At 66.3% G+C, this 23768-nt stretch carries 24 protein-coding genes; 5 read left to right on the forward strand and 19 right to left on the reverse strand.

What is annotated here, in order from left to right; translation table 11 throughout:
* The first annotated feature begins 542 nt into the window (after positions 1-542).
* The 3 genes from OU996_RS03955 (at position 543) to OU996_RS03965 (ending at position 3156) form a co-directional block, all read left to right on the forward strand.
* Positions 543-1775 (forward strand): MFS transporter, encoded by a 1233-nt coding sequence (locus OU996_RS03955; RefSeq protein WP_267584356.1) that lies wholly within the window; start codon positions 543-545, stop codon positions 1773-1775.
* A gap of 205 nt (positions 1776-1980) precedes the next feature.
* Positions 1981-2517, forward strand: coding sequence for a hypothetical protein (locus OU996_RS03960; RefSeq protein WP_267584357.1), 537 nt, complete (start codon positions 1981-1983; stop codon positions 2515-2517).
* Between the two features lie 213 nt (positions 2518-2730).
* Positions 2731-3156 (forward strand): DoxX family protein, encoded by a 426-nt coding sequence (locus OU996_RS03965; RefSeq protein ID WP_267584358.1) that lies wholly within the window; start codon positions 2731-2733, stop codon positions 3154-3156.
* 65 nt (positions 3157-3221) lie between these two features.
* On the opposite strand, the gene OU996_RS03970 is transcribed toward OU996_RS03965, so the two are convergent.
* The 18 genes from OU996_RS03970 to OU996_RS04055 form a co-directional block, all read right to left on the reverse strand.
* Positions 3222-5057: a tetratricopeptide repeat protein gene (locus OU996_RS03970; RefSeq protein WP_267584359.1), complete on the reverse strand. Its 1836-nt coding sequence runs from the start codon at positions 5055-5057 to the stop codon at positions 3222-3224.
* 147 nt (positions 5058-5204) lie between these two features.
* Positions 5205-5633: a phage holin family protein gene (locus OU996_RS03975; RefSeq protein ID WP_267584360.1), complete on the reverse strand. Its 429-nt coding sequence runs from the start codon at positions 5631-5633 to the stop codon at positions 5205-5207.
* Positions 5633-5980 (reverse strand): hypothetical protein, encoded by a 348-nt coding sequence (locus OU996_RS03980; protein WP_267584361.1) that lies wholly within the window; start codon positions 5978-5980, stop codon positions 5633-5635. Before OU996_RS03980 ends, OU996_RS03975 begins: the two co-directional genes overlap by 1 nt.
* A 79-nt stretch (positions 5981-6059) precedes the next feature.
* Positions 6060-6797, reverse strand: a complete 738-nt coding sequence (gene trmB, locus OU996_RS03985) for a tRNA (guanine(46)-N(7))-methyltransferase TrmB (protein ID WP_267584362.1) — start codon at positions 6795-6797, stop codon at positions 6060-6062.
* A gap of 86 nt (positions 6798-6883) precedes the next feature.
* Complete coding sequence (gene metK, locus OU996_RS03990) at positions 6884-8077, reverse strand: methionine adenosyltransferase (protein WP_267584363.1); 1194 nt, start codon at positions 8075-8077, stop codon at positions 6884-6886.
* A 125-nt stretch (positions 8078-8202) separates the two neighbouring features.
* Positions 8203-8610, reverse strand: a complete 408-nt coding sequence (locus OU996_RS03995) for a helix-turn-helix domain-containing protein (RefSeq protein WP_267584364.1) — start codon at positions 8608-8610, stop codon at positions 8203-8205.
* 107 nt (positions 8611-8717) lie between these two features.
* Entirely contained in the window at positions 8718-10328 is a 1611-nt protein-coding gene (gene lnt, locus OU996_RS04000) for an apolipoprotein N-acyltransferase (RefSeq protein ID WP_267584365.1), read from the reverse strand.
* Positions 10329-11561 carry a transporter associated domain-containing protein gene (locus OU996_RS04005; RefSeq protein WP_267584366.1) on the reverse strand — a complete coding sequence of 411 codons (1233 nt, stop codon included), beginning with the start codon at positions 11559-11561 and terminating at the stop codon, positions 10329-10331.
* A gap of 7 nt (positions 11562-11568) precedes the next feature.
* The gene (gene ybeY / locus OU996_RS04010) at positions 11569-12087 is read right to left on the reverse strand and encodes an rRNA maturation RNase YbeY (RefSeq protein WP_267584367.1); all 519 of its coding nucleotides are present in this window, start codon (positions 12085-12087) and stop codon (positions 11569-11571) included.
* Complete coding sequence (locus OU996_RS04015; protein WP_420712691.1) at positions 12084-13241, reverse strand: PhoH family protein; 1158 nt, start codon at positions 13239-13241, stop codon at positions 12084-12086. Before OU996_RS04015 ends, ybeY begins: the two co-directional genes overlap by 4 nt.
* Before the next feature lie 35 nt (positions 13242-13276).
* Complete coding sequence (miaB, locus tag OU996_RS04020; RefSeq protein WP_267584368.1) at positions 13277-14701, reverse strand: tRNA (N6-isopentenyl adenosine(37)-C2)-methylthiotransferase MiaB; 1425 nt, start codon at positions 14699-14701, stop codon at positions 13277-13279.
* A 226-nt stretch (positions 14702-14927) separates the two neighbouring features.
* Positions 14928-15710, reverse strand: a complete 783-nt coding sequence (locus OU996_RS04025; RefSeq protein ID WP_267584369.1) for a lysophospholipid acyltransferase family protein — start codon at positions 15708-15710, stop codon at positions 14928-14930.
* A 9-nt stretch (positions 15711-15719) separates the two neighbouring features.
* Positions 15720-16148 carry a Fur family transcriptional regulator gene (locus tag OU996_RS04030; RefSeq protein ID WP_267584370.1) on the reverse strand — a complete coding sequence of 143 codons (429 nt, stop codon included), beginning with the start codon at positions 16146-16148 and terminating at the stop codon, positions 15720-15722.
* Between the two features lie 74 nt (positions 16149-16222).
* Entirely contained in the window at positions 16223-16714 is a 492-nt protein-coding gene (gene rimI / locus OU996_RS04035; RefSeq protein ID WP_267584371.1) for a ribosomal protein S18-alanine N-acetyltransferase, read from the reverse strand.
* Positions 16711-17394 carry a tRNA (adenosine(37)-N6)-threonylcarbamoyltransferase complex dimerization subunit type 1 TsaB gene (gene tsaB, locus OU996_RS04040; protein ID WP_267584372.1) on the reverse strand — a complete coding sequence of 228 codons (684 nt, stop codon included), beginning with the start codon at positions 17392-17394 and terminating at the stop codon, positions 16711-16713. The genes rimI and tsaB overlap by 4 nt, the downstream gene beginning before the upstream one ends.
* Positions 17395-17658: 264 nt before the next feature.
* Positions 17659-18213, reverse strand: a complete 555-nt coding sequence (locus OU996_RS04045) for a NifU family protein (RefSeq protein ID WP_267584373.1) — start codon at positions 18211-18213, stop codon at positions 17659-17661.
* Between the two features lie 328 nt (positions 18214-18541).
* The gene (locus OU996_RS04050) at positions 18542-18961 is read right to left on the reverse strand and encodes an ASCH domain-containing protein (RefSeq protein WP_267584374.1); all 420 of its coding nucleotides are present in this window, start codon (positions 18959-18961) and stop codon (positions 18542-18544) included.
* Complete coding sequence (locus tag OU996_RS04055) at positions 18939-19994, reverse strand: GNAT family N-acetyltransferase (protein ID WP_267584375.1); 1056 nt, start codon at positions 19992-19994, stop codon at positions 18939-18941. The genes OU996_RS04050 and OU996_RS04055 overlap by 23 nt, the downstream gene beginning before the upstream one ends.
* Before the next feature lie 756 nt (positions 19995-20750).
* Here OU996_RS04055 and OU996_RS04060 point away from each other — a divergent pair.
* Together OU996_RS04060 and OU996_RS04065 are read left to right on the forward strand one after the other, a co-directional pair.
* Positions 20751-21881: a type III PLP-dependent enzyme gene (locus tag OU996_RS04060; protein ID WP_267584376.1), complete on the forward strand. Its 1131-nt coding sequence runs from the start codon at positions 20751-20753 to the stop codon at positions 21879-21881.
* 124 nt (positions 21882-22005) lie between these two features.
* Positions 22006-22599: a GNAT family N-acetyltransferase gene (locus tag OU996_RS04065; protein ID WP_267584377.1), complete on the forward strand. Its 594-nt coding sequence runs from the start codon at positions 22006-22008 to the stop codon at positions 22597-22599.
* 273 nt (positions 22600-22872) lie between these two features.
* Here the strand turns inward: OU996_RS04065 and OU996_RS04070 are convergent, their stop codons facing one another.
* Positions 22873-23646: a glutathione S-transferase gene (locus OU996_RS04070; protein ID WP_267584378.1), complete on the reverse strand. Its 774-nt coding sequence runs from the start codon at positions 23644-23646 to the stop codon at positions 22873-22875.
* Positions 23647-23768: the final 122 nt, after the last annotated feature.

The following is a 23768-nucleotide window of genomic DNA, read 5'->3' on the forward strand; positions in this document are numbered from 1 at the left end:
GAAGTCGTGGATGGCCGGGTCAAGCCCGGCCATGACGGCCTGCGAGTGTGTCGCTTCGCGTGGCTTGTCCGGGAAGCGTGACGCCGGGATCGTTGGACAGAATGCGGGACGCGATCCCGGCTCGGCCGGCGGCCGTCAGCGTCATCCCGGCCGAAGCGAAGCGGAGAGCCGGGATCGCTGGAAGAATGCGGGGCGCGATCCCGGCCCGGCCTTTGGCCGGCCGGGATGACGTTGACGTATGGGGTGTGAGAGCGTCCGCGATGAGGCGAACGGCTCACTAAGCGCCCCCTCCATCACCATTGCTGATGACTATCCGCAAAACTATTTGTTTCCCTCGCGGCACGGGCGGGCCTATTCCACAGCATGGCGTGGTGTGAGCCGGGCCGCCGTGACGGTGATCGGACCGGGCGGCAAGGTGCCCCCGATGGCGCGCCCCGAGCGTGCCCCCATCCGCGCCGCGATCATCGTGCCTCGTCACAGCCCGCTCGCTTCACTGACGTGCCCTCCGCCCGATCCGTCCCCCTCCCGGTGAGTTCCGCCCGATGAGCCAGCCCCCCGCGCCGACCGCCCCGCTTGCCGCCCGCGCGCCGCTCCTGGTGGTGCTGTGCGGCTGCATGATCGCCATGCTGACCTTCGGGCCGCGCGCCTCCTCGGGCATCTTCCTGCTGCCGATGACCAGCGAATATGGCTGGGGGCGCGACACGTTCGGCCTCGCCATCGCCATCCAGAACCTGCTCTGGGGCGTCGGCACGCCCTTTGCCGGCGCGGTGGCGGACCGGTTCGGCGTGGTGCGCGTGCTGTGGGCGGGCGCGGCGCTCTATGCGCTCGGGCTGATCGCCATGGCCTATGCGGCGACGCCCGGCTCGCTGCACCTCTCCGCCGGCATGATGATCGGCTTCGGCCTGTCGGGCTGCTCCTTCAACATCGTGCTCGCCGCCTTCGGCAAGACGCTGCCGGAGAAGTGGCGCCCCATGGCGTTCGGCGCGGGCACGGCGGCCGGCTCCTTCGGCCAGTTCCTGTTTCCCCCGCTGGCGGCCGGGCTGAATGCGAGCATTGGCTGGCATGAGACGCTGATCGTGTTCGGCGTCACCATGCTGCTGGTCATGCCCTTCGCCACGGCGCTGGCGACGCCGAGCGCCGCCCCCCGCGCCGGCGAGGCGCGCCCGCAATCCATCGGGGCGGCGCTGGGCGAGGCGTTCCGCCACCCGAGCTACATCTTCCTGGTGCTCGGCTTCTTCACCTGCGGCTTCCAGCTCGCTTTCGTGACCACCCATCTGCCGGCCTATCTCACTGACCGCGGCCTGTCGCTGACCATTGGCGGCTGGACCCTGGCGGTGATCGGCCTCGCCAATATGGTGGGCTCGCTCTCTTCCGGCTGGCTGTCGAGCCGCATGTCGCGGCGCTATCTGCTGGCGGCGATCTATTTCGCCCGTGGCATCGCCATCGCCGTCTTCGTGCTGCTGCCGGCGAGCCCCGTCACCTCCATCGGCTTCGGCATCGTCATCGGCCTGCTCTGGCTCTCCACCGTGCCGCCGACCTCGGGGCTGGTGATGCTGATGTTCGGCACGCGCTACCTCGCCATGCTCTATGGCTTCGCCTTTTTCAGCCATCAGGTCGGCGGCTTCCTCGGCGTGTGGCTTGGCGGCCTGCTTTATGAGCAGCTCGGCTCCTACAACCTTGTCTGGTGGCTCTCCGTGGCGCTGAGCTTCGCCTCGGCCATCATCAACCTGCCCATCGTCGAGCGTCCGGTCGCCCGCGAGACGCAACCCGCCTGAGGCGCGGGCGATCCCGTGCGGCGGCATTTGCCGGACATTAACCGTCTTGCGCCATTCTGCGGTGCGGTGGTGCCGACAGCGTTGCGCGGTGGCCACAGGCGCCTGCCGCATGGCCCCGATCCGGGCCGCGCAGGGGTGCCGCGCCTTGACAAGACAGGGCTTCCGCGGCGCATCGTAAGCCTGTCAATGATCCGTGGAACCCTTCATGCGCGCTTCCTCCGCCCTTCTGGCCGCCGCGTCGCTCCTCACGCCCGCTTTGGCGCCGCTCGCGCCCGCGCAGGCCGGGGAGACGCTGACGGCGGTCGCGGCCCAGCGCTTCGTGGTGGGGCGCACCTTCTCCTATAGCTGCTTCGAGGGCACGGCCGGTGCCGGGCGCATCCTGCCCGACGGTTCGGTCGAGGGCACGGTGCAGATCCGCGGCAAGGGCAATGTCCGCTATGTGACGCTGCCGGCCGGCACCGTGCTGGTGAAGGGCGAGAAGGTCTGCGCCAAGATGAAGGGCCTCGCCTTCCAGCCCTGTTTCGAACTGGAGAAGACCAGCGAGCAGAGCTTCCGCGGCAACCTCGCCGGGGCGGAGCGCATGTGGTGCGAGTTCAAACGCGGCGGCAGCGGGCGCACGCGCCTCGCCGAGCGCAGCGCGCCGAAGGTGAGCGAGCCCGCCCCGGTCGCCGACCGCGCCCCGACCGTCGAGGTCACCGTTGCCAGCGAGCCGCTGCCGGCACTGCCCGACGACCGCCACTGAGCGGGTGGGCGCCGGGCTTCGGGCCCGAACGCCCCTCTCCCTGTTGCCCCGTGACCCGCGATACGCCGGCAGATCTCATTGCAACCGTGCAATGACGGAACGGTAATTGCGGCTATCGCCTTGCGCGGCACCGTCAGCTAGCACTTTGGACACACCGGCCTGACCGGCCTGATCGTCCACCTCACTGCACTGACCAGCCACGGGATTCTGACCATGATCGACACCCGCTCCGCGCCCTATGGCGTGTTCCTGCTCCGCGTCGCGCTCGGCGCCATGTGGGTCTCCCATGCCCTTCTGAAATATGCGGTTTTCACCATTCCGGGTTTCGCCGGCTATCTCGGCAGCCTCGGCCTGCCGGCCGGCCTCGCCTGGCCGGTGTTCCTCGCCGAGCTGACCGGCGGTTTGCTCATCATTTCAGGGGTTTACGCCCGCCACGTCGCCCTGCTGCTGATCCCGGTGATGGCCGGCGCGATGAGCGTGCACATCCCCAATGGCTGGCTGTTCTCCTCCACCGGCGGCGGCTGGGAATATCCCGGCTTCCTGATCGTAACCTCTTTTGCACTCTGGCTTATTGGCGACGGCGCCTTCGCCCTGCGCTCGCGCCCGCTGCTCTTCGTCGGCCGTCCCGCCACCGCCTGACGCTCCCAAAAGAAAAGGGCGGGCCGCCTTCCGGCGCCCGCCCTTTTTTCATTGTGATCAAATGGTTAGCCGCCGCCGTCGGGCTTCACCTCGGTCGGCGCCGGCGCGGCCGCGGGGGCCGGCGTCGCAGCTTCGGCCTTCTGCGTCGGCTCCGCCGGCGCCTCGGTCTTCTGCAATTCCGGCTTCTGATCCTTCAGCTTTTCCGCCTCATCGAGCCCGACCGCCAGCTTTCGGTCGATTTGCGCAAGCTCTTCCGCGTCCGGCTTCAGGTCTTTGGCGTGGCTCCACTTGAAGCGGGCCTCAAGTTTACGGCCTACCTTCCAGTAAGCGTCGCCAAGATGATCGTTGATCACCGTTTCATTCGGCTTCAACTCAACGGCGCGCTCAAGTTCACGCACCGCATCATCATAACGGCCAAGGCGGTAATAGGCCCAGCCGAGGCTGTCGATGAAGAAGCCGTCATCGGGGCGCAGCTCGACAGCCTTGCGGATCATGTCGAGCCCCGGCTCCAGATTGATGCCCTGGTCGACCCAGCTATAGCCCAGATAGTTCAGCACATGCGGCTGGTCGGGCTTCAGCTCCAGCGCCTTCTTCAGGTCCGCTTCCGACTTGTCCCACTGCTTGGTGCGCTCGTAACAGGTGCCACGGAAGTAGAAGAGCATCCAGTTATTGCCGGTGGGCGCCTGAAGCTGGGCGATGGCCTGCGAGTAAACCTCGGCGGCCTCGGCATATTTCTCGTTGGAACGCAGCACGTCGCCGAGCGCCATCATGGCGCGCAGATCTTTCGGGTTGGCCGCGACGACGCCGGTCAGGATCTTGCGGGCCTCGTCGAAATTGCCGGTCTGCTCGAGGTTGAGCCCCAGCTGCACCTCGGCATTGACCTTGAAGGGCGAGTCCTTGTCGACCTCCCGATAGAGCGCGATCGCCTCGTCATAGCGCTTCAGGCTCTCGAACAGATCGGCCAGCGTGATCTCGATCAGCGGGTGCGAGGGATCGAGCCAGTGGCCGAGTTGCAGGTAGATGAGGGCGAGATCCTCGCCGCCCTGCCGCCCCAGCGCCGCGCCCAGCCCGTACAGCACCTCGGCCGCGCCGCCGCTCGCCGTGGTGATGAGCGGGGACAGCGTCTTGCCGGCGTTCAGATCGGCCAGTTCCTGCGCGACCAGCGGGTCGTTCGGCACCAGCTTGTCGAACGCCTCATAGGTGTCGATGGCGAGCTTTTTATTGCCCGAGCGCGACGCCCAGCGGCCATAGGCATCGACCACCCGCAACGTCCGCGGATCGAGCTTCAACGCCGCCTCGAGCCGGGGGCCAGCCTCGCGCTTGGCGCCGGCTGCATCGAGCAGCAGACCGGCATGGAAGTCCTTGAAGCCGGCATACCATTCCGGCCCCTTCAGCTCGTCGATCGCGGTGACGCCGGCGCGCGGGTTGCCCGAGCCATATTGCGTCCAGGCCCCGAGCAATGTGGCGTTCAACTCGGCAATGGCGCCCTGGCCGCCCGCCCGGCGCAGATTGCTGCGGGCGGTGACGAACTGCTTGGACTTGATGGCGCGCACGCCGAGCACCAGCCGCGCCAGGGAGTGGTCGGGATCGATACGCACGATGCGCTGAGCGTAATCTACCGCCTCGTCAATATTGCCCTGCGACAACACCGCAAGGAAGGCCCGCTCCAGAATCTCGCCGCTGCGCGGGAAAGTGCGGGCCAGAGCGCGGTAATAGGCGGCGGCCGCGGGCGTGTCACGCTCGGCGGTGGCAAGGCGGGCGGCGAGATAATTACCGGCGGGTGCGGAGTGGGCAATGAAGGCGTCCGGGGGCGCCTCCGCCAGAACCGGTGTCGCGCCAAGCGCGGCAAGGGTCGCGAGAAGGGCCGCACCGGGCCGCAGCGACAAACGGCGGAACGTCAAGTTGGAAGCCTCCTGCGGCGCGCAAACAGAGCGGGCGAGGCTGACTCGCCCCGCTCACGAAGTGCCGGCAGATTGGTCCTTTTTGACGTCCCCTGCAACAATCCAGGACCGTCTCAGCGGGTCAGTTGCCGACTCCGCCCGACGCTTTCAGATGCGTCGGCCAAGAATAAGGCCGAGGAGTGCTGCTCCCGCGGCAACCGCGATCACAGTTGTGGAACCAACGGGACGCGGCGGCACGGCGGCGGGATCCACCGCGCCGATTGGTGGTGGAGCCGGGGCGCGGGCGGCAAAGCCGGCGACACGGCCATAGCTCGCCGTGCGGCGCGGCGAGCGCAGGCGCACATAGGCGATGAAGAAGAAGATCAGCGCCAGGATCAGACAGATGCCGGCAATGATGAAGCCGGCGACGATCGGATCATAACGGACCGCCAGCAGGATGTAGCAGGCGGTCAGGAAGGCGATGGCCGCCCCACCCAGCATGAGCGCACCGAGCGCGAAGAGCAGGCCGGTGATGGCCGCCCGCCGCGCCGTGTGGCGCAGCTCGACGCCGACCATGCCAAGCAGGAAGCGGAGCATCAGCGACCCCGCGTCAGCAGGCCGAGCAGGAACCCGACGCCCAAGGCGGCAGCGACGGCGCCGAGAGGGTTGCGCTCAATGGCGGAGGTGACATCGCCGCCAAGCTGGCTGGCGCGATCGCGGGCTTCGTCATAGGCCGCGCGGCCCTCGTCGAGCAGCTCGGCGGCGGTGGCCTCGGCCTTAGCCTTGCCTTCACGGACGCGGCTCGTCACCGCATCGGCGGCGGCGCCGCTCTGACTGCGGGCGAGCGTGGTGAGAGTGTCGGCCAGCTTCGCCACGTCGGCGCGCAGAACGGCCAGATCGTTGGTGAGCTTGGAGAAATCTTCCTGCGCGTTCGGTTCGGCCATGATGGTCTCCTTCGCCACGTCCCCGGGGAATGCGCCTGACAACGCCGACACGCCGGTGAGGTTCCACCTTACGCGGTAATCAGATGCGCCGGAACTCGTAATAGCCCGGGGTCCGCCCCTCGCGCTTCGCCTTGGCCTCATAGCGCGTGCCGGGCCAGCCGGCCCAGGGCTGGCGCCAGTCGTCGGCGCGCTCGGCGGTCCAGGCAAAGCGCGGGTCACCCGCAAGGCGCGACAGCGTCCAGGCGGCGTAGTGCTCGATATCGGTCGCGAAGCGGAAACGCCCGCCGGGGGCAAGCAGACGGGCGAAGCGCGCAATATTGTCGCCCCGCACGAAACGGCGCTTCCAGTGGCGGCGCTTCGGCCAGGGATCGGGATAGAGCAGATCGATCTGGTCGAGCGAGCCGGCGGGCAGACGGTCGAGCAGGGGAACCACGTCATCGCCATGCAGGCGCAGATTGTCCAGCCCGGTCTCGGCCACCGCCGCCGTCACCTTGGCGATGCCGTTGAGAAACGCCTCGGCACCGATATAGCCGATGTCGGGATTGGCGCGCGCTCGTGCCAGCAGATGCTCGCCGCCGCCGAAGCCGATCTCGAGCCGCACCGCCCGCACCGGTATGCGGAACAGGCTCGCCAGCGGGCGACCGTCCAGATCCGCCGGCCCGATGGCGAGCGAGGGCAGCTCCTGCGCCAGATGCGCCGCCTGCTGTGCCCGTAGCGGCTTGCCCTTGCGCCGGCCATAAAAGGCCAGCTCGCGCGGCGCGAGGGCGCCGTCGTCGCTCAGGTCGCCCGGCGGGGCGGGATCATCGGTCGGGGTCATCGGCGCGGGACACATGGCGTTCAAACGAAAGGGGCGGACGTTGCCGCCCGCCCCCTTATCGTCCCGAGGGGACGCGTGCAACCGGCTCAAGCAAGAGCCGACTTCAGCGCCGCGACGAGATCGGTGCGTTCCCAGGAGAAGCCGCCATCGGCTTCCGGCGCCCGGCCGAAATGACCATAGGCGGCGGTGCGCGCATAGATCGGCTTGTTGAGGCCGAGATGCTCGCGGATGCCGCGGGGGCGCAGATTGACCACCTCGCGCAGCACCTTCTCCAGCTTGTCCTCGGCGACGTTGCCGGAGCCGTGAAGGTCGACATAGATGGCCAGCGGATCGGACACGCCGATGGCGTAGGCGAGCTGGATGGTCGCGCGATCCGCGAGGCCGGCGGCGACCACGTTCTTGGCGAGGTAGCGCGCCGCGTAGGCGGCCGAGCGGTCGACCTTGGTCGGATCCTTACCCGAGAAAGCGCCACCGCCATGCGGGGCCGCGCCACCATAGGTGTCGACGATGATCTTGCGGCCGGTGAGGCCGCAATCGCCGTCCGGGCCGCCGATGACGAACTTGCCGGTGGGGTTCACGTGCCAGACGGTGTCGGCATCGACCCAGCCATCCGGCAGCGCCGTGAGGATGTAGGGCTCGACCAGCGCGCGCACGTCCTGCGAGGTCATGCTCTCGTCCAGATGCTGGGTCGAGAGCACGATCTGCGTCACGCCGACCGGCTTGCCGTTCTCATAGCGCACGGTGACCTGGCTCTTGGCATCCGGGCCGAGCTGCTTGGCGGCGCCGGAATGGCGCGCATCGGCCAGCACCTTGAGGATCTTGTGGGCGTAGAAGATGGGGGCCGGCATCAGCTCGGGGGTCTCGTTGACCGCATAACCGAACATGATGCCCTGGTCGCCCGCGCCCTCATCCTTGTTGCCGGCGATGTCGACACCCTGCGCGATGTCCGCGGACTGGGCGTGCAGCAGAATCTCGATATTCGCGTTCTCCCAGTGGAAGCCGTCCTGCTCGTAGCCGATCTCCTTGATCGCCTTGCGGGCGAGGCTGTCGATGAGTTCGGGCGTCACGGAGGAGGGGCCGCGGGTTTCGCCGGCGATGACGACACGGTTGGTGGTGGCGAGCGTTTCAGCGGCCACGCGCACCTGCGTCGGATCGAAGCCATTATCGACGGCAGCGCGGAAATAGGCGTCCACGATCTCGTCCGAGATGCGGTCGCACACCTTGTCGGGATGCCCTTCGGAGACCGATTCACTCGTGAAAAGATAGGCTTGGCGGGACACGCGTCGCTCCTCAATCAGACCGGCGCGCTCGCATCCGGCCCCAACTTATTCGCAAGAGGCCACGCGGCGGTCAAGATTTAAGGTCGAAAATCGTTCGGAAGAACGAACGCGATGCAAGCCTCACCTCAGGTTGCGCTCTCGCCGGCCAGAGCCTCGACGAGATCGACAATGCGGCGACGCACCTTAGCGTCAGTGATTTTGAGGAAGGCGCGGGTCAGCGAAATGCCTTCGGCGGTCGCGAGGAAGTCGGAAACATAGGCCGGGGAGGCGTCGTCGGCGAAGCCCTGCGCGGCCGGCTGGGCGCTCGGCGCGCCATCGAAGAAAAACGAGATCGGTACGCCCAGAACCGAGGAAATATGCTGAAGCCGGCTGGCTCCTATGCGGTTTGTGCCCTTCTCGTATTTCTGAATCTGCTGGAAGGTGATACCGAGATTCTCGCCCAATTTCTCCTGGCTCATGCCGACCATCATGCGGCGCATCCGAACACGGCTGCCCACATGCTTATCGATAGGGTTCGGAGATTTCTTGGTCATGAGCGTCCTCGACGACAAGCAAAAAGCACCTCTCCCGGGGGCGGAACCGGGGGAAGCGAACCTTGGCAAGGCCAGTCTAGGCAAAGCTCGCCACACCGTCGATCAATCTAAGCGTGTATAGTGCGCCGCCGCATACCAAGTGCTAGCAGAGCAGCACATATCAGGACACCGAGCGGTATCAAATTGCCGTGTCGGGCATAAATCGTCGCAGGAATTGGGGTCGGTAGCGTGCCATCAAGCACGCCGCGCACACCCAGAGGTAGTAGTCCGGTCGTCCGGCCCAGCGGGTCGACGATAGCGGAAATGCCGTTATTGGTGGCACGCACAAGCGGCAGGCCCTGCTCGACCGCCCGCAGGCGGGCCTGTTCGAAGTGCTGATAGGGCCCCGGCGTGAGGCCGAACCAGGCATCATTCGACACGTTGAGCAGGAAGCCGGGGCGAACGGGTGGCGTGCCCTCCGCCGCGGGAGGCAGCAGGTCGTCCGGGAAAATCGCCTCGTAGCAGATCAGCGGCACGGCGGGCGGCAGGCCGGGAATTGTGAAGAGGTGGCGGGCCTCGCCGGCGGTGAAGCCGCCGCGCAGGCGCGTCAACTGCTCCAGGCCGAAGCTCTCCAGCGTTTCCTGAAACGGCAGATATTCGCCGAACGGAACGAGGTGGACCTTGTCGGCGTCGCCGGCGAAGCCCCCGTCGCTATCAATGATCCGCAGGCTGTTGAAGGCTTCGGGCCGTCCGCTTGGCAGCATCGCGCCGAGCCGCACCGCGCCGGTGATCAGCACCGCGCCGGGCGGCAGCAGCGCGGCGATGCGTTCGCGCGCCTCGCTGTCGCGCTCCAGGAAAAAGGGGAAGGCCGATTCCGGCCAGAACAGATGCGTAACGCCCGCTAGCCCGCCCTGGCTCTCGCTGGTCGCGATGTAACGATCCATCACGCTGCGCCGCGCGTCGTAGCGGAACTTCTGATCCTGCGGCAGGTCCGGCTGCATGATGCGCAGCCGCGCGCCCGGCACGGTGCCGATTTCCGTCGTGGCCAGACGCCATTGCCCGGCGCCCCAGAGAACGGCGAGGAGCAGCACGGCGAGGCCAAGCGGCGCACGGCGCGCGACGTTCGAGCCGTCCCGGTCGAACAGCAGCGCGGGGGTGGCGAGGGTCGCCAGTGTCAGGAAGCACAGGCCGGGCAGGCCGATGACGGCACTCGCCTGCGCGAAGCGCAGATCATCGGCCAGTGCGTAGCCGAAATTGTTCCACGGAAAGCCCGTCAGCACATGGCCACGCAGCCATTCGGTCAGGGTCAAGGCGATCGCCAACACCAGCACGCGCTCGGCACCCCGGCTCCAGACGAGACTGGCGAGGCCGCAGCCGAGGCCGGTAAACAGAGCGAGATAGGCCGGCAGCCCGACCACGGCAAAGGGCATCAGCCAGACGAACATGTCCGCCTGGACCAGAAAGGCCATGCCGATCCACCACAGGCCGGCGATGAAGTAGCCGAGCCCGAACAACCAACCGGCGATGAAGCCGGCGCGGAAGCGGCGCCCGCGCCGCTCCAGCCGGGCGGCGTCATCGACCAGCCAGACAAGGACCGGCAGCGTCGCCGCCAGTATTGGCCACAGGCCGAAAGGCGGCATGGCCAGCGCCGAAAAGGCGCCGGCGAACAACGCGGCAAGCGCGCGGAGGCGAGCGGGCGCGGCCCGCAGCCGCTCCGGCATCAGCATGGCGGGAGACACTTAGGCGGCCGCATCCGGATCCTGGCGGCTCGCACCTCCCCGCGCCGCGCCCTGCTCGGCCGGCGGCGGCAGGCTGCCGGCCGACGCGCGCTCATCCCGCTCGGCGCGGGCGGCAGCGTTCCGGTTGGTGCCCGTGCCGCTGGGGCTGAGCCGCAAGCGCTTCACGCGGCGAGGATCGGCGTCGAGCACCTCGATCTCAAAGCCGCCGGGGCCCGGCACGATCTCGCCGCGCACCGGCACCCGGCCGGCGAGCGTGACCAGCAGGCCGCCGAGCGTATCGACTTCCTCGGCCTCCTCGCCGAGCGCGAAGGCGGGATCGACCAATTCGGCCACTTCCTCGAGGCCGGCGCGCGCATCGGCGATGAAGCTGCCATCGGCCTGCCGGGCGATCAGCGGGCCATCGTCGTCGTCATGCTCGTCCTCGATGTCGCCGACGATGACCTCGACAAGATCCTCCATCGAGACGATGCCGTCGGTACCACCATACTCATCGATCACCAGAGCAAGGTGGATGCGGCTCGCCTGCATGCTGGCCAGCAGCTCGATCGAAGGCATGGAGGGCGGCACGAAGAGCAGGCGGCGGATCAGCTTGGCGGCGCTGAGCGAGGTAGTGAGGTCGATGGCCTTGAGATTGAAGCTCGGCACGGTCTTGGAGGTGGGCGCGGCAGGCTCACGCTCGCCCCCCGGCGCCTTGGTGGCGGCCTCCCGGCGCGGCGTCATGGCGCGCTGGGTGAGATGGGCCACGAGATCGCGGATGTGGACCATGCCGACCGGGTCATCCAGCGTGTCGTCATAGACCACGAGGCGCGAATGGCCGGCATTGGCGAAGACAGTGAGCAGTTCGCCGAGCGAAATGTCCTTCTGCACCGCGACGATGTCGGCGCGCGGCACCATCAGATCGCCGATGCGCAGTTCCCGCAGGCCGAGCACGCTCTTGAGCATGGAGCGTTCGGTCGGGGTCAGGTCGGCCGCCGTGTCGATATTGGCCGCGAGCGCCTCGGCGAGGTCGGTGCGCAGGGAACCGGAAAAGCGCCGGCCGCCGATGAGCTGGCGCAGCCGGTCGAACAGGCCGCCGCGGCTATCGGCCGGGCGAAGATCGCCCGATCCGGTCGCGGGGGCGCCCCTACTCTGGGAGGCCCCGGTACTGGAACCGGTGCTGGAACCGGTACTTGGGCCGCTGGAGGAGCCTTCGCTGCCCGTGCTGGAGGCGGCGCTCGAAACTGGATCGGACATTGGTCTTTCAGTTCAGCTGTTGAACGGGGTCGGTATCGGCATAAGGATCGGGCACACCGAGGCCGGCAAGCACGTCGCGCTCCATGGCCTCCATCTCCTCGGCATCCTCGGCGACCTCATGGTCGAAACCCAGAAGATGCAGCGTACCATGGACCGCCAGGTGCTGGAGGTGGTCGGCGAAGGGTTTGCCTTCCTCCTCCGCCTCGCGCGTCAGCGTCTCATAGGCGATGGCGATGTCACCGAGATGGGGATCACCGCCCGCCCGTGCCATTTCGGGCGTGGGAAAGGAGAGCACATTGGTCGGGTAATCCTTGCCCCGCCAGTCCCGGTTCAGGGCACGGATCGCCGCATCATCGGTGAGCTTCACCGCGATCTCGGCGCCGTCAATGTCGAGCTCGAAGGCGTCGAGCGCGCCCGCACAGGCGGCACGGACGGCGTTAAGAACGAGGTCGGCCGCCTGGGGGTGAGCCTCCCAGGCGGGTGCTTCCACGAGGACTTCAACCTCGATGGTGAGGGCCTGCGTCATTGCGGCGGCGTCTCGACGGCGGCACGCGGCGGGTCCAGCACCGTCTCGGCCGGTGCGTCAGTGCGGGCGAGCGCGGCCGCCTGCGCCTCGGCGCGGGCCCGGGCGCCGGCGAGCTTGCCGTCATAGGCGGCGACGATGCGCCCGACCAGCTCATGGCGCACCACGTCGGCGGCCTCGAAATGGCAGACCTCGACACCCTCGACATTCTTCAGCAGCGCCACCGCCTCGCCAAGGCCGGAGGTCTGGCCCGGCGGCAGGTCGATCTGGCTGGGATCGCCGGTGACGATCATGTGCGAGTTCTCGCCCAAGCGGGTGAGGAACATCTTCATCTGCATCGAGGTGGTGTTCTGCGCCTCGTCGAGGATGACGCAGGCATTGGCCAGCGTGCGTCCGCGCATGAAGGCGAGCGGGGCGATCTCGATCTCGCCGGAGGTGAGGGCGCGCTCGACATAGGCGCGGTCCATCAGGTCATGCAGCGCGTCATAGATCGGGCGAAGGTAGGGATCTACCTTCTCCTTCATGTCGCCGGGCAGGAAGCCCAGCCGCTCGCCCGCCTCCACCGCCGGGCGGGAGAGAATGAGCTTGTCGACAACCCGCCGTTCCAGCAGATGGACGGCATAGGCGACCGCCAGCCAGGTCTTGCCGGTGCCGGCCGGGCCGACGCCGAACACCAGCGTGTGGCGCTTGAGGGCGCGAATATAGGCGTCCTGCGCGGCGGTGCGGGCGCGCACCGGGCGGCGGCGGAGCTGGATCTCGTCGAAGCTCTGGCGCTTGGTGGCCGGGTCGAATTCAAACAGGATGCCCTGGCTCGCGGCTTCCCGCAGCACGCCCTCGACATCGCCGGGGGCGATCTCGCCGCCCTTCTTCAGGCGGGCATAGAGCGTTTCCAGCACATGGCGCGCCTGATCGCAGGCATCGCGCGGGCCTTCCAACGTGACATGGTTGCCGCGCTGCTCGGCGACGATCTCCAGCCGCCGCTCGATGATGGCGAGGTTCTGGCCGTAATGGCCGAACAGCAGGCTGGCGAGGCGGTTGTCGTCGAATGCCAGCACGATCTGTCCGGTGGCGTTGTCCTGGGTCTCTGTCCAGCGGGCCTCGGGACGGCTCGGTTTCGGCGTCGGCGTTCCGCCGGCGTTGCTGCGGGGGGCTACCAAGGCACGGTCAGGATAAGAACCAGGTCGACGCACGCTCACGCCTCCACCTTCTCGCTCTGCCTTCGGAACTGGGATTCCACGCCGCTGCCGGCCGTGAAGAATTCGCCGCCGACGATGTCGCCGGAAAGACTCTTGGTGCTGACCTCGCGCACCACCACGCTCGCCAGCGTGCCGATCGCCTCCACGGGCGCCTCGACCACCACGGACTGCAGATAGGGCGAACGGCCAATGAGTTGACCGGGGAAGCGGCCAGGTTTTTCCAGCAGGATGTCGAAGCGCCGGCCGCGGCACGCCTCATCAAAGGCGGCCTTCTGGCGGTCAAGCAGCGCCTGCAGGGCGTAAATGCGGTTCGATTTTACCTCTTCGGGCAATTGATCGCCGAGCCCCGCCGCCGGCGTGCCCGGCCGCGAGGAATATTTGAACGAGAAGGCGCTGGCGAAGCCGACCTTCTCCACCAGGTCCATCGTGTCGGCGAAATCCTCGTCCGTCTCGCCGGGGAAGCCGACGATGAAATCCGAGGAAAAGGCGATGTCCGGCCGGGCGGCGCGCACCTTGGCGACGATCTCGAAGAACAGCTCGCGGTCATGCTTGCGGTTCATCGCCGCGAGGATGCGGTTGGAGCCGGACTGCACCGGCAGGTGCAGATAGGGCATCAGCGCCGGCATCTCGCGATGGGCGGCGATCAGCTCGTCATCCATGTCGCGCGGGTGGCTGGTGGTGTAGCGCACGCGGGCAATGCCGGGCACCTCGGCCACCTTGCGCACCAGCTCGGCAAGCCCCACCGGCCGGCCGGCGGCGTCGGGGCCGTGATAGGCGTTGACGTTCTGGCCGATCAGGGTGATCTCGCGCACCCCGCCATCAGCGAGGCGGATCACTTCGTCCAGGATCTTGGACAGCGGACGGGAGACCTCGGCGCCGCGCGTATAGGGCACGACGCAGAAGGTGCAGAACTTGTCGCAGCCTTCCTGCACGGTGACGAACGCCGTGGGGCCACGCTTGGCGATGGCGGCGCGGCTCGGCGGCGCCAGGAAATCGAACTTGTCCTCGACCGGGAACTCGGTCTCGACGATGCCGGCGCGCCGGTTGCCGCCGCGCGCCTCGGCCTGCGCGATCAGCTCCGGCAGCTTGTGATAGCTCTGCGGCCCGACCACGAGATCGACCGCGCGGGCGCGCTTGACGATTTCGGCGCCCTCGGCCTGCGCGACACAGCCGGTCACGGCGATCATCGCGCGATGGCCGGATTCCTCCTGGCCCTTCCGCAGCCGGCCGAGCTCGGAATAGACCTTTTCGGCCGCCTTTTCACGGATATGGCAGGTGTTGAGGATGACGAGATCGGCGTCGTCGGGCGTGTCGGTTTCGACATAGCCTTCCTTCGCCAGCGTGTCCGTCATGCGCTGGGCGTCATAGACGTTCATCTGGCAGCCGAAGGAGCGGACGTAAAGTTTGCGCGGCTCACTCATGCGGTTCGTTCGACCTGCCACGCGACGCCAAGGCGCCGGCGGTCATTTCCGTTGAAGCTGCGGGCACGCGCCAATCGCGCCCCTGAAAGGGCGCTCTCGCACATCGCCGCTCGCACCGAGGTCGAGATCGTCCACGTCTCCACAAAGAACGCCCTGCGTCCTGTGTAACGGGATTCCCGCCAAAAGGGAATGCGCGCGGCAGGCTGGTCAACGCTTTGGCGCGCCCTCAGCGCGGGCGGCCGGTGAGCGCGCCCGCCAGCATCCGCCGGACGCTCGCCTCGGCCTCGGCACTGGCGCTCTTGCGGTTCGCGCCATCAAGGGCTGGGCCGAAATGCAGTTCGACATCGATGGCGCCCTGCCGCAGCAGCGCCATCAGATGGGGCACCAGATCCATATCCCCATACCACGCCACCAGCGGGCGGCGGGCTCGCCCCAGCGGGATGCCGGCCTGCCCGATATAGGCGATGGCGAGCGGCTGGATCGTCGCCGCCGGCGCGTCCCGGCCCTCGCCTTCCGCCATGGCGTGGCGGGCAGCGCCGATCAACGCCGAGCGGAAAGGGAGTATTTTATTACCATCGCTGGATGTGCCCTCGGCGAACAGCACGACGGGATCGCCATCCTTCATCCGCGCCGCCATCTCGCCGGCGACCTTGGCCGTGGCGGTGCGCGAGCTGCGGTCGACAAAGACCGTGCGCTGGAGCTTCGCCAGCAACCCGATGCCCGGCCAGCGCGCCACCTCGCTCTTGGCGACGAAGCACAGCGGCAGCTGCGCGCCGAGCACGGGGATATCCAGCCAGGAGACGTGGTTGGACACGATCAGCAGCGGCCGGGTGGCGGCCGGCGCGCCATGAAGGGTGACCCGCACGCCGATCAATGCGAGCAGAATCCGGTGATAGATCAAGGGGATGACGCGGCGCGTCGGCAGGTTCAGGGCGATCGACAGCCATTGCAGCGGCAGGCCGATCAGGGTTACGAGCGCCACCGGCACCAGCACCAGCCAGGCGCGCATGAAGGTCGCTCAGCTTTTCTTGGTGTCGAGCGGCACGCCGTAGAGCTCCAGCCGGTGGCCGACCAGCCGGAAGCCGAGCTTGCGGGCGATCTCTTCCTGCAGAAGCTCGATTTCCTCCGAGCGGAACTCCACCACATGGCCGGAGCGCAGGTCGATCAGATGGTCGTGGTGCTCGTCCGGCACCGGCTCGTAGCGCGAGCGGCCATCGCGGAAATCATGGCGCTCGATGATGCCGGAATCCTCGAACAGCTTCACCGTGCGGTAGACGGTGGAGATGGAGATGCGGTCATCCACCGCCGCCGCCCGGCGGTGCAGTTCCTCCACATCGGGATGGTCCTGCGCGTCGGCGATGATGCGGGCGATGACGCGCCTCTGGTCCGTCATGCGCAACCCCCGGGTCACGCAGGCTTCCTCAATGGCGGTCAGCTTCTCGTTCATCTACGCCTGCACTCCGTCTGTGCTGCGTTATCGCGCAGGAAAGGTTGGCAGGGCAACCGATTCGTCCGCAGGATTCAGGCGATGTCCCGGCGCATGATGAGGGCGGCGACGGGGTTGCCGGCGGCGTCGCGGTAATAGCCCGCCCGACGGCCGATCTCGAAAAATCCTGATCGCATATAGAGTTGGCGGGCGGCGGCGTTGCCCTCCTCCACCTCGAGGAACACCGTGGTGAAGCCCTCCGCCGCCAGCGTGCCGAAGGCGCTCGCGATCAGCCTGCCGCCGATGCCGCGCCCCTGCCGGTGTTTTGATACCGCAACGGAGAGGATCTCGATCTCCGGCGCCACGCCGCTCAACAGTATGAAACCAATGAGCTTTTCGCCCTCGGTGGCGACCAGCGCGCGGGTCAGCCGGTTGGCCAGCAGGCGCTCGAACTCCGCCGCGTCCCAGCCGATGCGGAAGGCACCCGCATGCAGGCCCGCCAGCGCCTCGGCATCGCCGGGCACGGCCGTGCGCAGGCTGGCGTCGGGACGGCCAAGCCCGAGGAAATCGAGGAAGCCCCCGCTCATCGCCGTGCGATGCGCCCCGCCGTCTGCGGCTTGGCGTCGGCCTCGCGCAAATAGAGCGGGCGGGGCTCGGAACGGGCGGGATCGGCCACGCTGGCGAGCCGGGCGAGCCACACCGGATCGGGCGTAACCTCTTGATAAACCTCGACTGGCGGGCGCTCGCCGGGGGGCCAGGCGTCCATGAGCAGCGCCGCGCCGGAGCCGACCAGACGCACCGGGCCGATGGCGACGGCGCGGGCGGCGTCCTTCGCCGCCATTGCACGGGCGCCCACAAGAATGCGCCCGGAGGGGCCGATCATTTGCAGATAGACGTTGCCGTGCCTTGCATCGATGGCGGCGGCGACGGGGATGGTGTCGTCCTGCGCCAGCAGGGGCGCGGCGAGCGTCGACAGCGTGGAGATGCCGAGCACCGGGCGGCCCGTGGCGAGGCCGAAGCCGCGCGCGGCGGCGAGCCCGACCCGCAGCCCGGTGAAGCTGCCCGGCCCCACGGTCACGGCAAAAATCCCGATATCTGAGATATTTAGCCCGGAATCGGCGATCACCCCCTCGACCATCGGGATGAGCGCCTCGGCATGGCCGCGCTCCATCACCCGGCCGGCGCGGGCCAGCGTCATGTCGCGCGCCATGTCGTGCAGCGCGACCGAACATGCCTCGAGGGCGGTATCCAGAGCCAGAATCAGCATCGAAAATCCTTCACCGGCCCCACCATGCGCAGGTCGCGCGCGGGAAGAAAAGAGCGCGGGAACCGGTGGGCGAAACCGGTGACCAGTGAGTGCAGTCAGGTGGACGATCAGGCCAGTCTGTGCGGAAAAACCGGGGGCGGATGGCCGGTCAGGCCAGTCTGTGCGAGACCCACCGTCCCGCCGCCGCCCGTCCCCGATCAGACCCCCCGGTCCGACCCCTCGGCTGGCCCGGTCAGACCGGGCGCAGCTCACACGGGGCGCACCTCACACCGGACGGACTTCGACCACATCCGGCACGAAATGGCGCAGCAGATTCTCGATGCCGTTCTTCAGCGTCGCGGTGGAGGAGGGGCAGCCGGCGCAGGAGCCCTTCATCGCCAGGAAGACGATGCCGTCCTTATAGCCGCGGAAGGTGATGTCGCCGCCATCATTGGCCACGGCCGGGCGCACGCGCGTGTCGATCAGCTCGCGGATGGTATCGACCACCCCGGCATCCTTCTCCTCATAGAAGGCATCGTCCGCCGCATGGGAATGATCCTCGGGCAGGATCGCCTTGCCGGAGACGAAATGCTCCATGATGGCGCCGAGAATGGCGGGCTTGAGATGCGCCCACTCGCCACCTTCCTTGGTGACGGTGACGAAATCCGACCCGAAGAACACGCCGGTGACGCCCGGCACCTCGAACAGGCTCGCGGCGAGCGGCGAACGCGCCGCCTCCTCCGCGTTGCGCGCCTCGAAGGTGCCGGCCCCGAGCACGGAACGGCCCGGCAGAAACTTCAGCGTGGCGGGATTGGGGGTGGCTTCGGTCTGGATGAACATTTTTTTGGCGCTCCTTGCCAACCACGGTTCAAGGCCGCGGCGACGGGGATGGATCGCTTTTTAGATAGGCGGTCGCGGGGAGAAGGGGAAGGGGTGGGGGACGCGAGGGCAAGCGCATAAATCCGTGCTTTAAAACCCCGTCACTGGATGAGCTTTCCAGTATAATCATAAGTTCAATGCAGGATCAGGCAATAAAAAATCGCGCTAAGATCAACAAGCGGCTTCCAGTCAATGGGCGATGTGCCTGTAGATTGATGCTGGCGTGACCAGCTAGCCGAGGAACGGTGCTGATCGTCAGACGATCTTAAATTAAAAAAGCAGCAAGCGTTCACAACGCCAATACCATTTGACTTACTTGCGGCCTTTCGAAGGAATCGTCCACGTACATGAAAGACTGAGGCGGAGTGAAATTTTCGATCAGATCGCTCGGGTTAAGAGGCTCACTAAATTTGTGAATCTGCCCGACCTTAATAGCGAATGCCTTCGAGCGGCCGGAAAAATATTCGTCAAAAAACTGCTTCGAAATCCCTGCTGACGTTTGGGTGAGCGTCCATAGTCGCTCAGGCGATTCGCAAAGCACGCCCTCTACCTCGAACTCGCCAACGATACGGCCCACAGGTTTGGTCGCATACACGACGATAGTGCGAACGTCGGCATGTCTAAACATGCTTTTTCGAAATTCAAATTTCTTCGAACGGTCAAATATTTTGTCTGCATACTCCGGCTTAATTGATAACAAAACCTTCATTTAATTCACCAAGTTCGAGTATTCGAAGGAGCTGGCCGTCACTGAGTGGGCGAAAGTCCCAGCGAGGATATTCGCTTATTCCAACCTCATTGAGAAGGCGCTCTCGATTTGGACGCCGGGGTAGCGCCACATTGTACGTCATTCGCACGGCATATAGCCTCTCGCCGGAGAGGTACATAGTGCGAAGCTCCTCCTCCGAGAAAACGCTATGATTCAATGCAAATTCGACAAATGACTCAATCGTTGGGAAGTCACTTCGCGATTTAGTCTCTTCGACAATACATATTGACGATATTACGGACCTGTATCTAGCTAGTCCAGGGCGATCTGTTGTGCGATATATCGCGACTATATCGCCTCGTTTCATTCTTTTTAGTGATATTTTTCCTATATATACTTTATGAATTGTGTTGGTGTGAGCAACGTCCTGCTCTTCAGCGGGATTCTCTCCTCTAAGTATAGAGTCCGGGAATAGCTTGGTATGGTATTCAGGATAAATAGCCAAAAGCCAATTATTCTTATGATGAGTTTCAAAGCGCGGATACGATGAAATTATATCAATGAAATCATTGTCTAGATTACGGACAAGAACGTTCTCGTCTCCATTCGGTGTGTGCTTAACTGCAGAATTAACAAAACCATAGCGCTCAAAAAGCTTTATAAGAGCTTCATGTGTGTCAAATATCGTAACGTATACTTCTTGGGCCCCTTCAAGAATTGCATGGTCAAATATTCTCTTGAGAAGTCGTTCCCCGAGCTTAGTTCCACGCGCCTGAACTTTTAGCGTGCCAACCTTAAGTCGTTTTTTTGCAGGAAGCGGAGGCTCAACGTCGTTTATTGGCCCGTTCTCAATTTTTAAGTACAAAAATCCTCGAACGCGGCCGTCCGAGTCGTCAAATATGACGTAAGTTGGCTCATCAGCTTTCCGTTGAAACCAGTCAGAAAAATCCTGGTACTGCGCCTTCAAGCTGTCAAAAAATGGATCCTCCAGATCCACATCGCGAAACTTCATTTTGCGCAGAGTCTGACTCAAGTACCCCTCCCGCAGAATCGCGGCCACTAAGGCAATATCGGTTGTGTAACGGGCGAAAAGCAACCGAGTTTTGTTGCTAAATTCCCACAAACATCATGCAGCCGTGTTAAGTTTGTTCCTTTCCCCACGCACATCGCGGTTCAACGGGCATCCGCGACAAAAACTATGAGGTCAGTGGTCCGAAGCCGTCGCGGTCCACTTTACCTGCCCCGCCTAAGCGGCGGTTCCCTCAATCCTGATTTACGGTCGCCCTCCCCCCAAAAAAATCTCCCCCACCCGCTTGCATGTGACAGCGTTCCTCCCTAAATCCCTCCTCGCCCAATATTCGCACGTGCCTGTGGTCGCGTGCCGATCGGCGGAAGTCCGGACAAGAGGCCGGAAAGTCGCCAGTCAGATCGGTAGCCGGAGGCGAAACCGGCGCACCTCGCTCTCAGCGGGGAACGTGACTTGAAGCAACGACGTAGCGGGCTTTTTTGGTCTCTGTCGGCCCTCCAAAGGTCGGGAAACTGAAGAGGCACTACTTCTTGCCGGGCGTGCGGTCGGGTCTCCCGTACCAAGCGAAGGCATCGGACACGCGCTGGCGCTCTCCACACGCGCCGGCTCGCTTTCGTGCCACGGCTCCCTTCCATCCGGCCTTGCGGCAAAAACCGTGCGGCCGGCGAACGGATGCGCATTCCTGCCACTCCTGCGGCCCAATGGCGCCGCGGGCGGGTGTTCGCATCTCTGGGTCTTTGCTTCGGGTCTGTGGAGAGCGCCATGACCGACCGTATTCGCGAATTCCTGCGCAACCGACGCGAGGATGGTCCCTGCGTCGTCGTCGACCTCGAGGTCGTGCGCGCCAATTATGCCGCCTTCGCCCGCGCCCTGCCCGACACCCGCGTGTTCTACGCGGTGAAGGCCAACCCGGACCCGGCGGTGCTGAACGCGCTGGCCGAGATGGGCTCGTGCTTCGACTGCGCCTCGGTGAACGAGATCACCATGGTGCTCGCCACCGGCGCGGGCGCCGAGCGCATCTCCTTCGGCAACACCATCAAGAAGGAGCGCGATGTCGCGCGCGCCTTCGAGCTGGGCGTGCGGCTGTTCGCCGTCGACAGCGTGGAAGAGGTGGAGAAGGTCGCGCGCGTCGCCGCCGGGGCCCGTGTGTTCTGCCGCATCCTGTGCGACGGCGCCGGCGCCGAATGGCCGCTCTCGCGCAAGTTTGGCTGCGAGCCGGAGATGGCGGTCGACGTGCTCGAGCACGCGCACCGGCTGGGGCTGGAGGCGCATGGCGTCTCCTTCCATGTCGGCTCGCAGCAGAAGAATGTCGACGCCTGGGATTCGGCGCTGGCCTCGGCCGCGGCGATCTTCGCGGCCTGCGCCGAGCGCGGCTTCTCGCTGAGCCTGGTCAATCTCGGCGGCGGCTTCCCGGCCAAGTACCTGCAGGACGTGCCGGCGGCGGAAGCCTATGGCGAGGCGATCTTCCGCGCGCTGTCGCGTCACTTCGGCAACGCCATCCCGCAGACCATCATCGAGCCGGGCCGCGGCATGGTCGGCGCCGCCGGCCTGATCGAGGCCGAGGTGGTGCTGATCTCGAAGAAGGCGGACACCGATTCCGTGCGCTGGGTCTATCTCGACATCGGCAAGTTCGGCGGCCTCGCCGAGACGATGGACGAGGCGATCCGCTACCCCATCCGCACCCCGCGCGATGGCGATGCGGTGGAGCCCTGCGTGCTCGCCGGCCCGACCTGCGATTCGGCCGACGTGCTCTATGAGAAGACCCCGGTGATGCTGCCGGTGTCGCTCGCCATCGGCGACAAGGTGCTGATCGAGGCCACCGGCGCCTACACCACCACCTATTCGGCGGTGGCGTTCAACGGCTTCGAACCGCTGCGCTCCTACGTGATCTGAGGCGGGCTTTCACGCCGCCTGCCGTCATCCCGGACGCCGCCGCGCGTTTTTCCGGGATGACGCCGTGCCTCTCGCAATTCCCTTCACCTCTTTGCCCGGCCGATCCCGGGCGTTGGAGGCTGCCATGACCTACGTCGCCACCACCGCCGCCCCCGTGATCTCGCTCGAGACCGCGGCCGATGTCGCCCCGCGCGAGGCGCTGCTGGATCTCGCTTTCGGCCGCGCCGCGCGCCTCGCCAAGACCTCCGAGCGTCTGCGCGAAGGCCGTAAGCCCGCCGACGGCCTCGCCTTCGCCGCCCATGGCGCCGATGGACGGCTGATCGGCACGCTGCGCCTGTGGCATGTGACGGCCGGCCCGTCGCGCCCGGCGCTGCTGCTCGGCCCGCTCGCCGTGCATCCGTGGTTCCGCGACCGGGGCCTCGGCAAGGCGCTGATGACCACCGCCATCAACGAGGCGGCGCGGCGCGGCCATGGCGCGATCCTGCTGGTCGGCGACGCGCCCTATTATGCGCGCTTCGGCTTCGACGTGGCGCTGACCGACGGCCTGTGGCTGCCGGGCTCGTTCGACCGCGCCCGCTTTCTCGGGCTGGAACTCCAGCCCGGCGCCCTCACCGGCGCGCGCGGCCTCGTCAGCCCGACCGGCGACTTTGTTGAGGCGCCGAGCCTGACCGACCTCATCGCCCGCGCCACCGCCCCGGCGCTGAAGCGCAGCGCCTGAGGCTTTTCCCCGGACGGTCCCATGATCGTCCGGGAGCCCATCGCCGGCACCATCCTCGGGCAAGCCTGAGGATTCACGGTGACGGGGTCGAACCGGTTACCACCCCCATTCCCATCGGAGGGGCGCTGTCGAGCCTCGCTGTCTCCCCGCCGCCGCACCCGCGGCCGGGATTGACGGCGCGGCGCCCGCCCCTCCGTCCCCTTTCCCTGCCCTTTTCCCCATCGGACGGGATGGGGTCGAGCCACGCCTGTTCCCCGGCCGCTCCCGCCGGGTTCAGAACTCGACGTCGAGCTCCTCCATCTCGTCCGGTTCCACCAGCGCCTCGGCGGTCCAGTCCCGCAGCGGGGCGAAATCGAGCATGGTCCGGCAATAGGCCGCGGCGTCCGGCGGCAGCGCCACGTCATAGGTGTGAAAGCGCGTGCAGACCGGGGCGTACATCGCATCCGCAACCGTCGGGGCGGCGCCGAAGAGGTACGGCCCGCCATAGGTTGAGAGGCACTCGCTCCAGATGGCGAGGATGCGCGCAATGTCGCCCTGCACCCCCGCCCAGACCTTGAAGCCGGGGTGGCGCGCTTTGAGATTCATCGGCAGGGCCGAGCGCAGATTGGCGAAGCCCGAATGCATTTCGCCGGAAATGGCGCGGCAATGGGCCCGCGCTGCGCGATCCCTAGGCAGAAGCCCGGCCTCGGGGGTGAGCTCGTTGAGATATTCGGCGATGGCCAGCGTGTCCCAGATGCGCAGCCCCTCATGATCGAGCCGGGGCACGAGGAAGGACGAGGATTGCAGCAGCAGCTCGGCGCGGATGCTGGGATCATCCGCCGAGACGCGGGCCTCGGATATCTCCAGTCCCGCCATGCGGCAGAGCAGGTAGCCGCGCAGCGACCATGACGAGTAGTTCTTGCTGGAAATGGTGAGCACCGCCGCCGGCGCGGCGACCGGCGCCGACGCCGCCGCAGCCTTGGCCGGCCGGGCTTTCGCGGCGCTTCTGGCGCCGGTGGTCTTGCTTCCGGTGGTCTTGGTGGCGGCGGCTTTGGAGGCGGGCGGCATGAAATTGTTCCAGCTCGGCGGAGGGCAGGGCGCCGACCCCGCCGGATGATCGGTAACGGAACGGCAAACACTATTCGTGCCATCCCCGATAGCGGCCCTCATTGGGCGGGCCGGCAGCGCGT

Source organism: Ancylobacter sp. SL191 (genome assembly GCF_026625645.1).
In the GTDB taxonomy this organism is placed as follows: Bacteria; Pseudomonadota; Alphaproteobacteria; order Rhizobiales; family Xanthobacteraceae; genus Ancylobacter.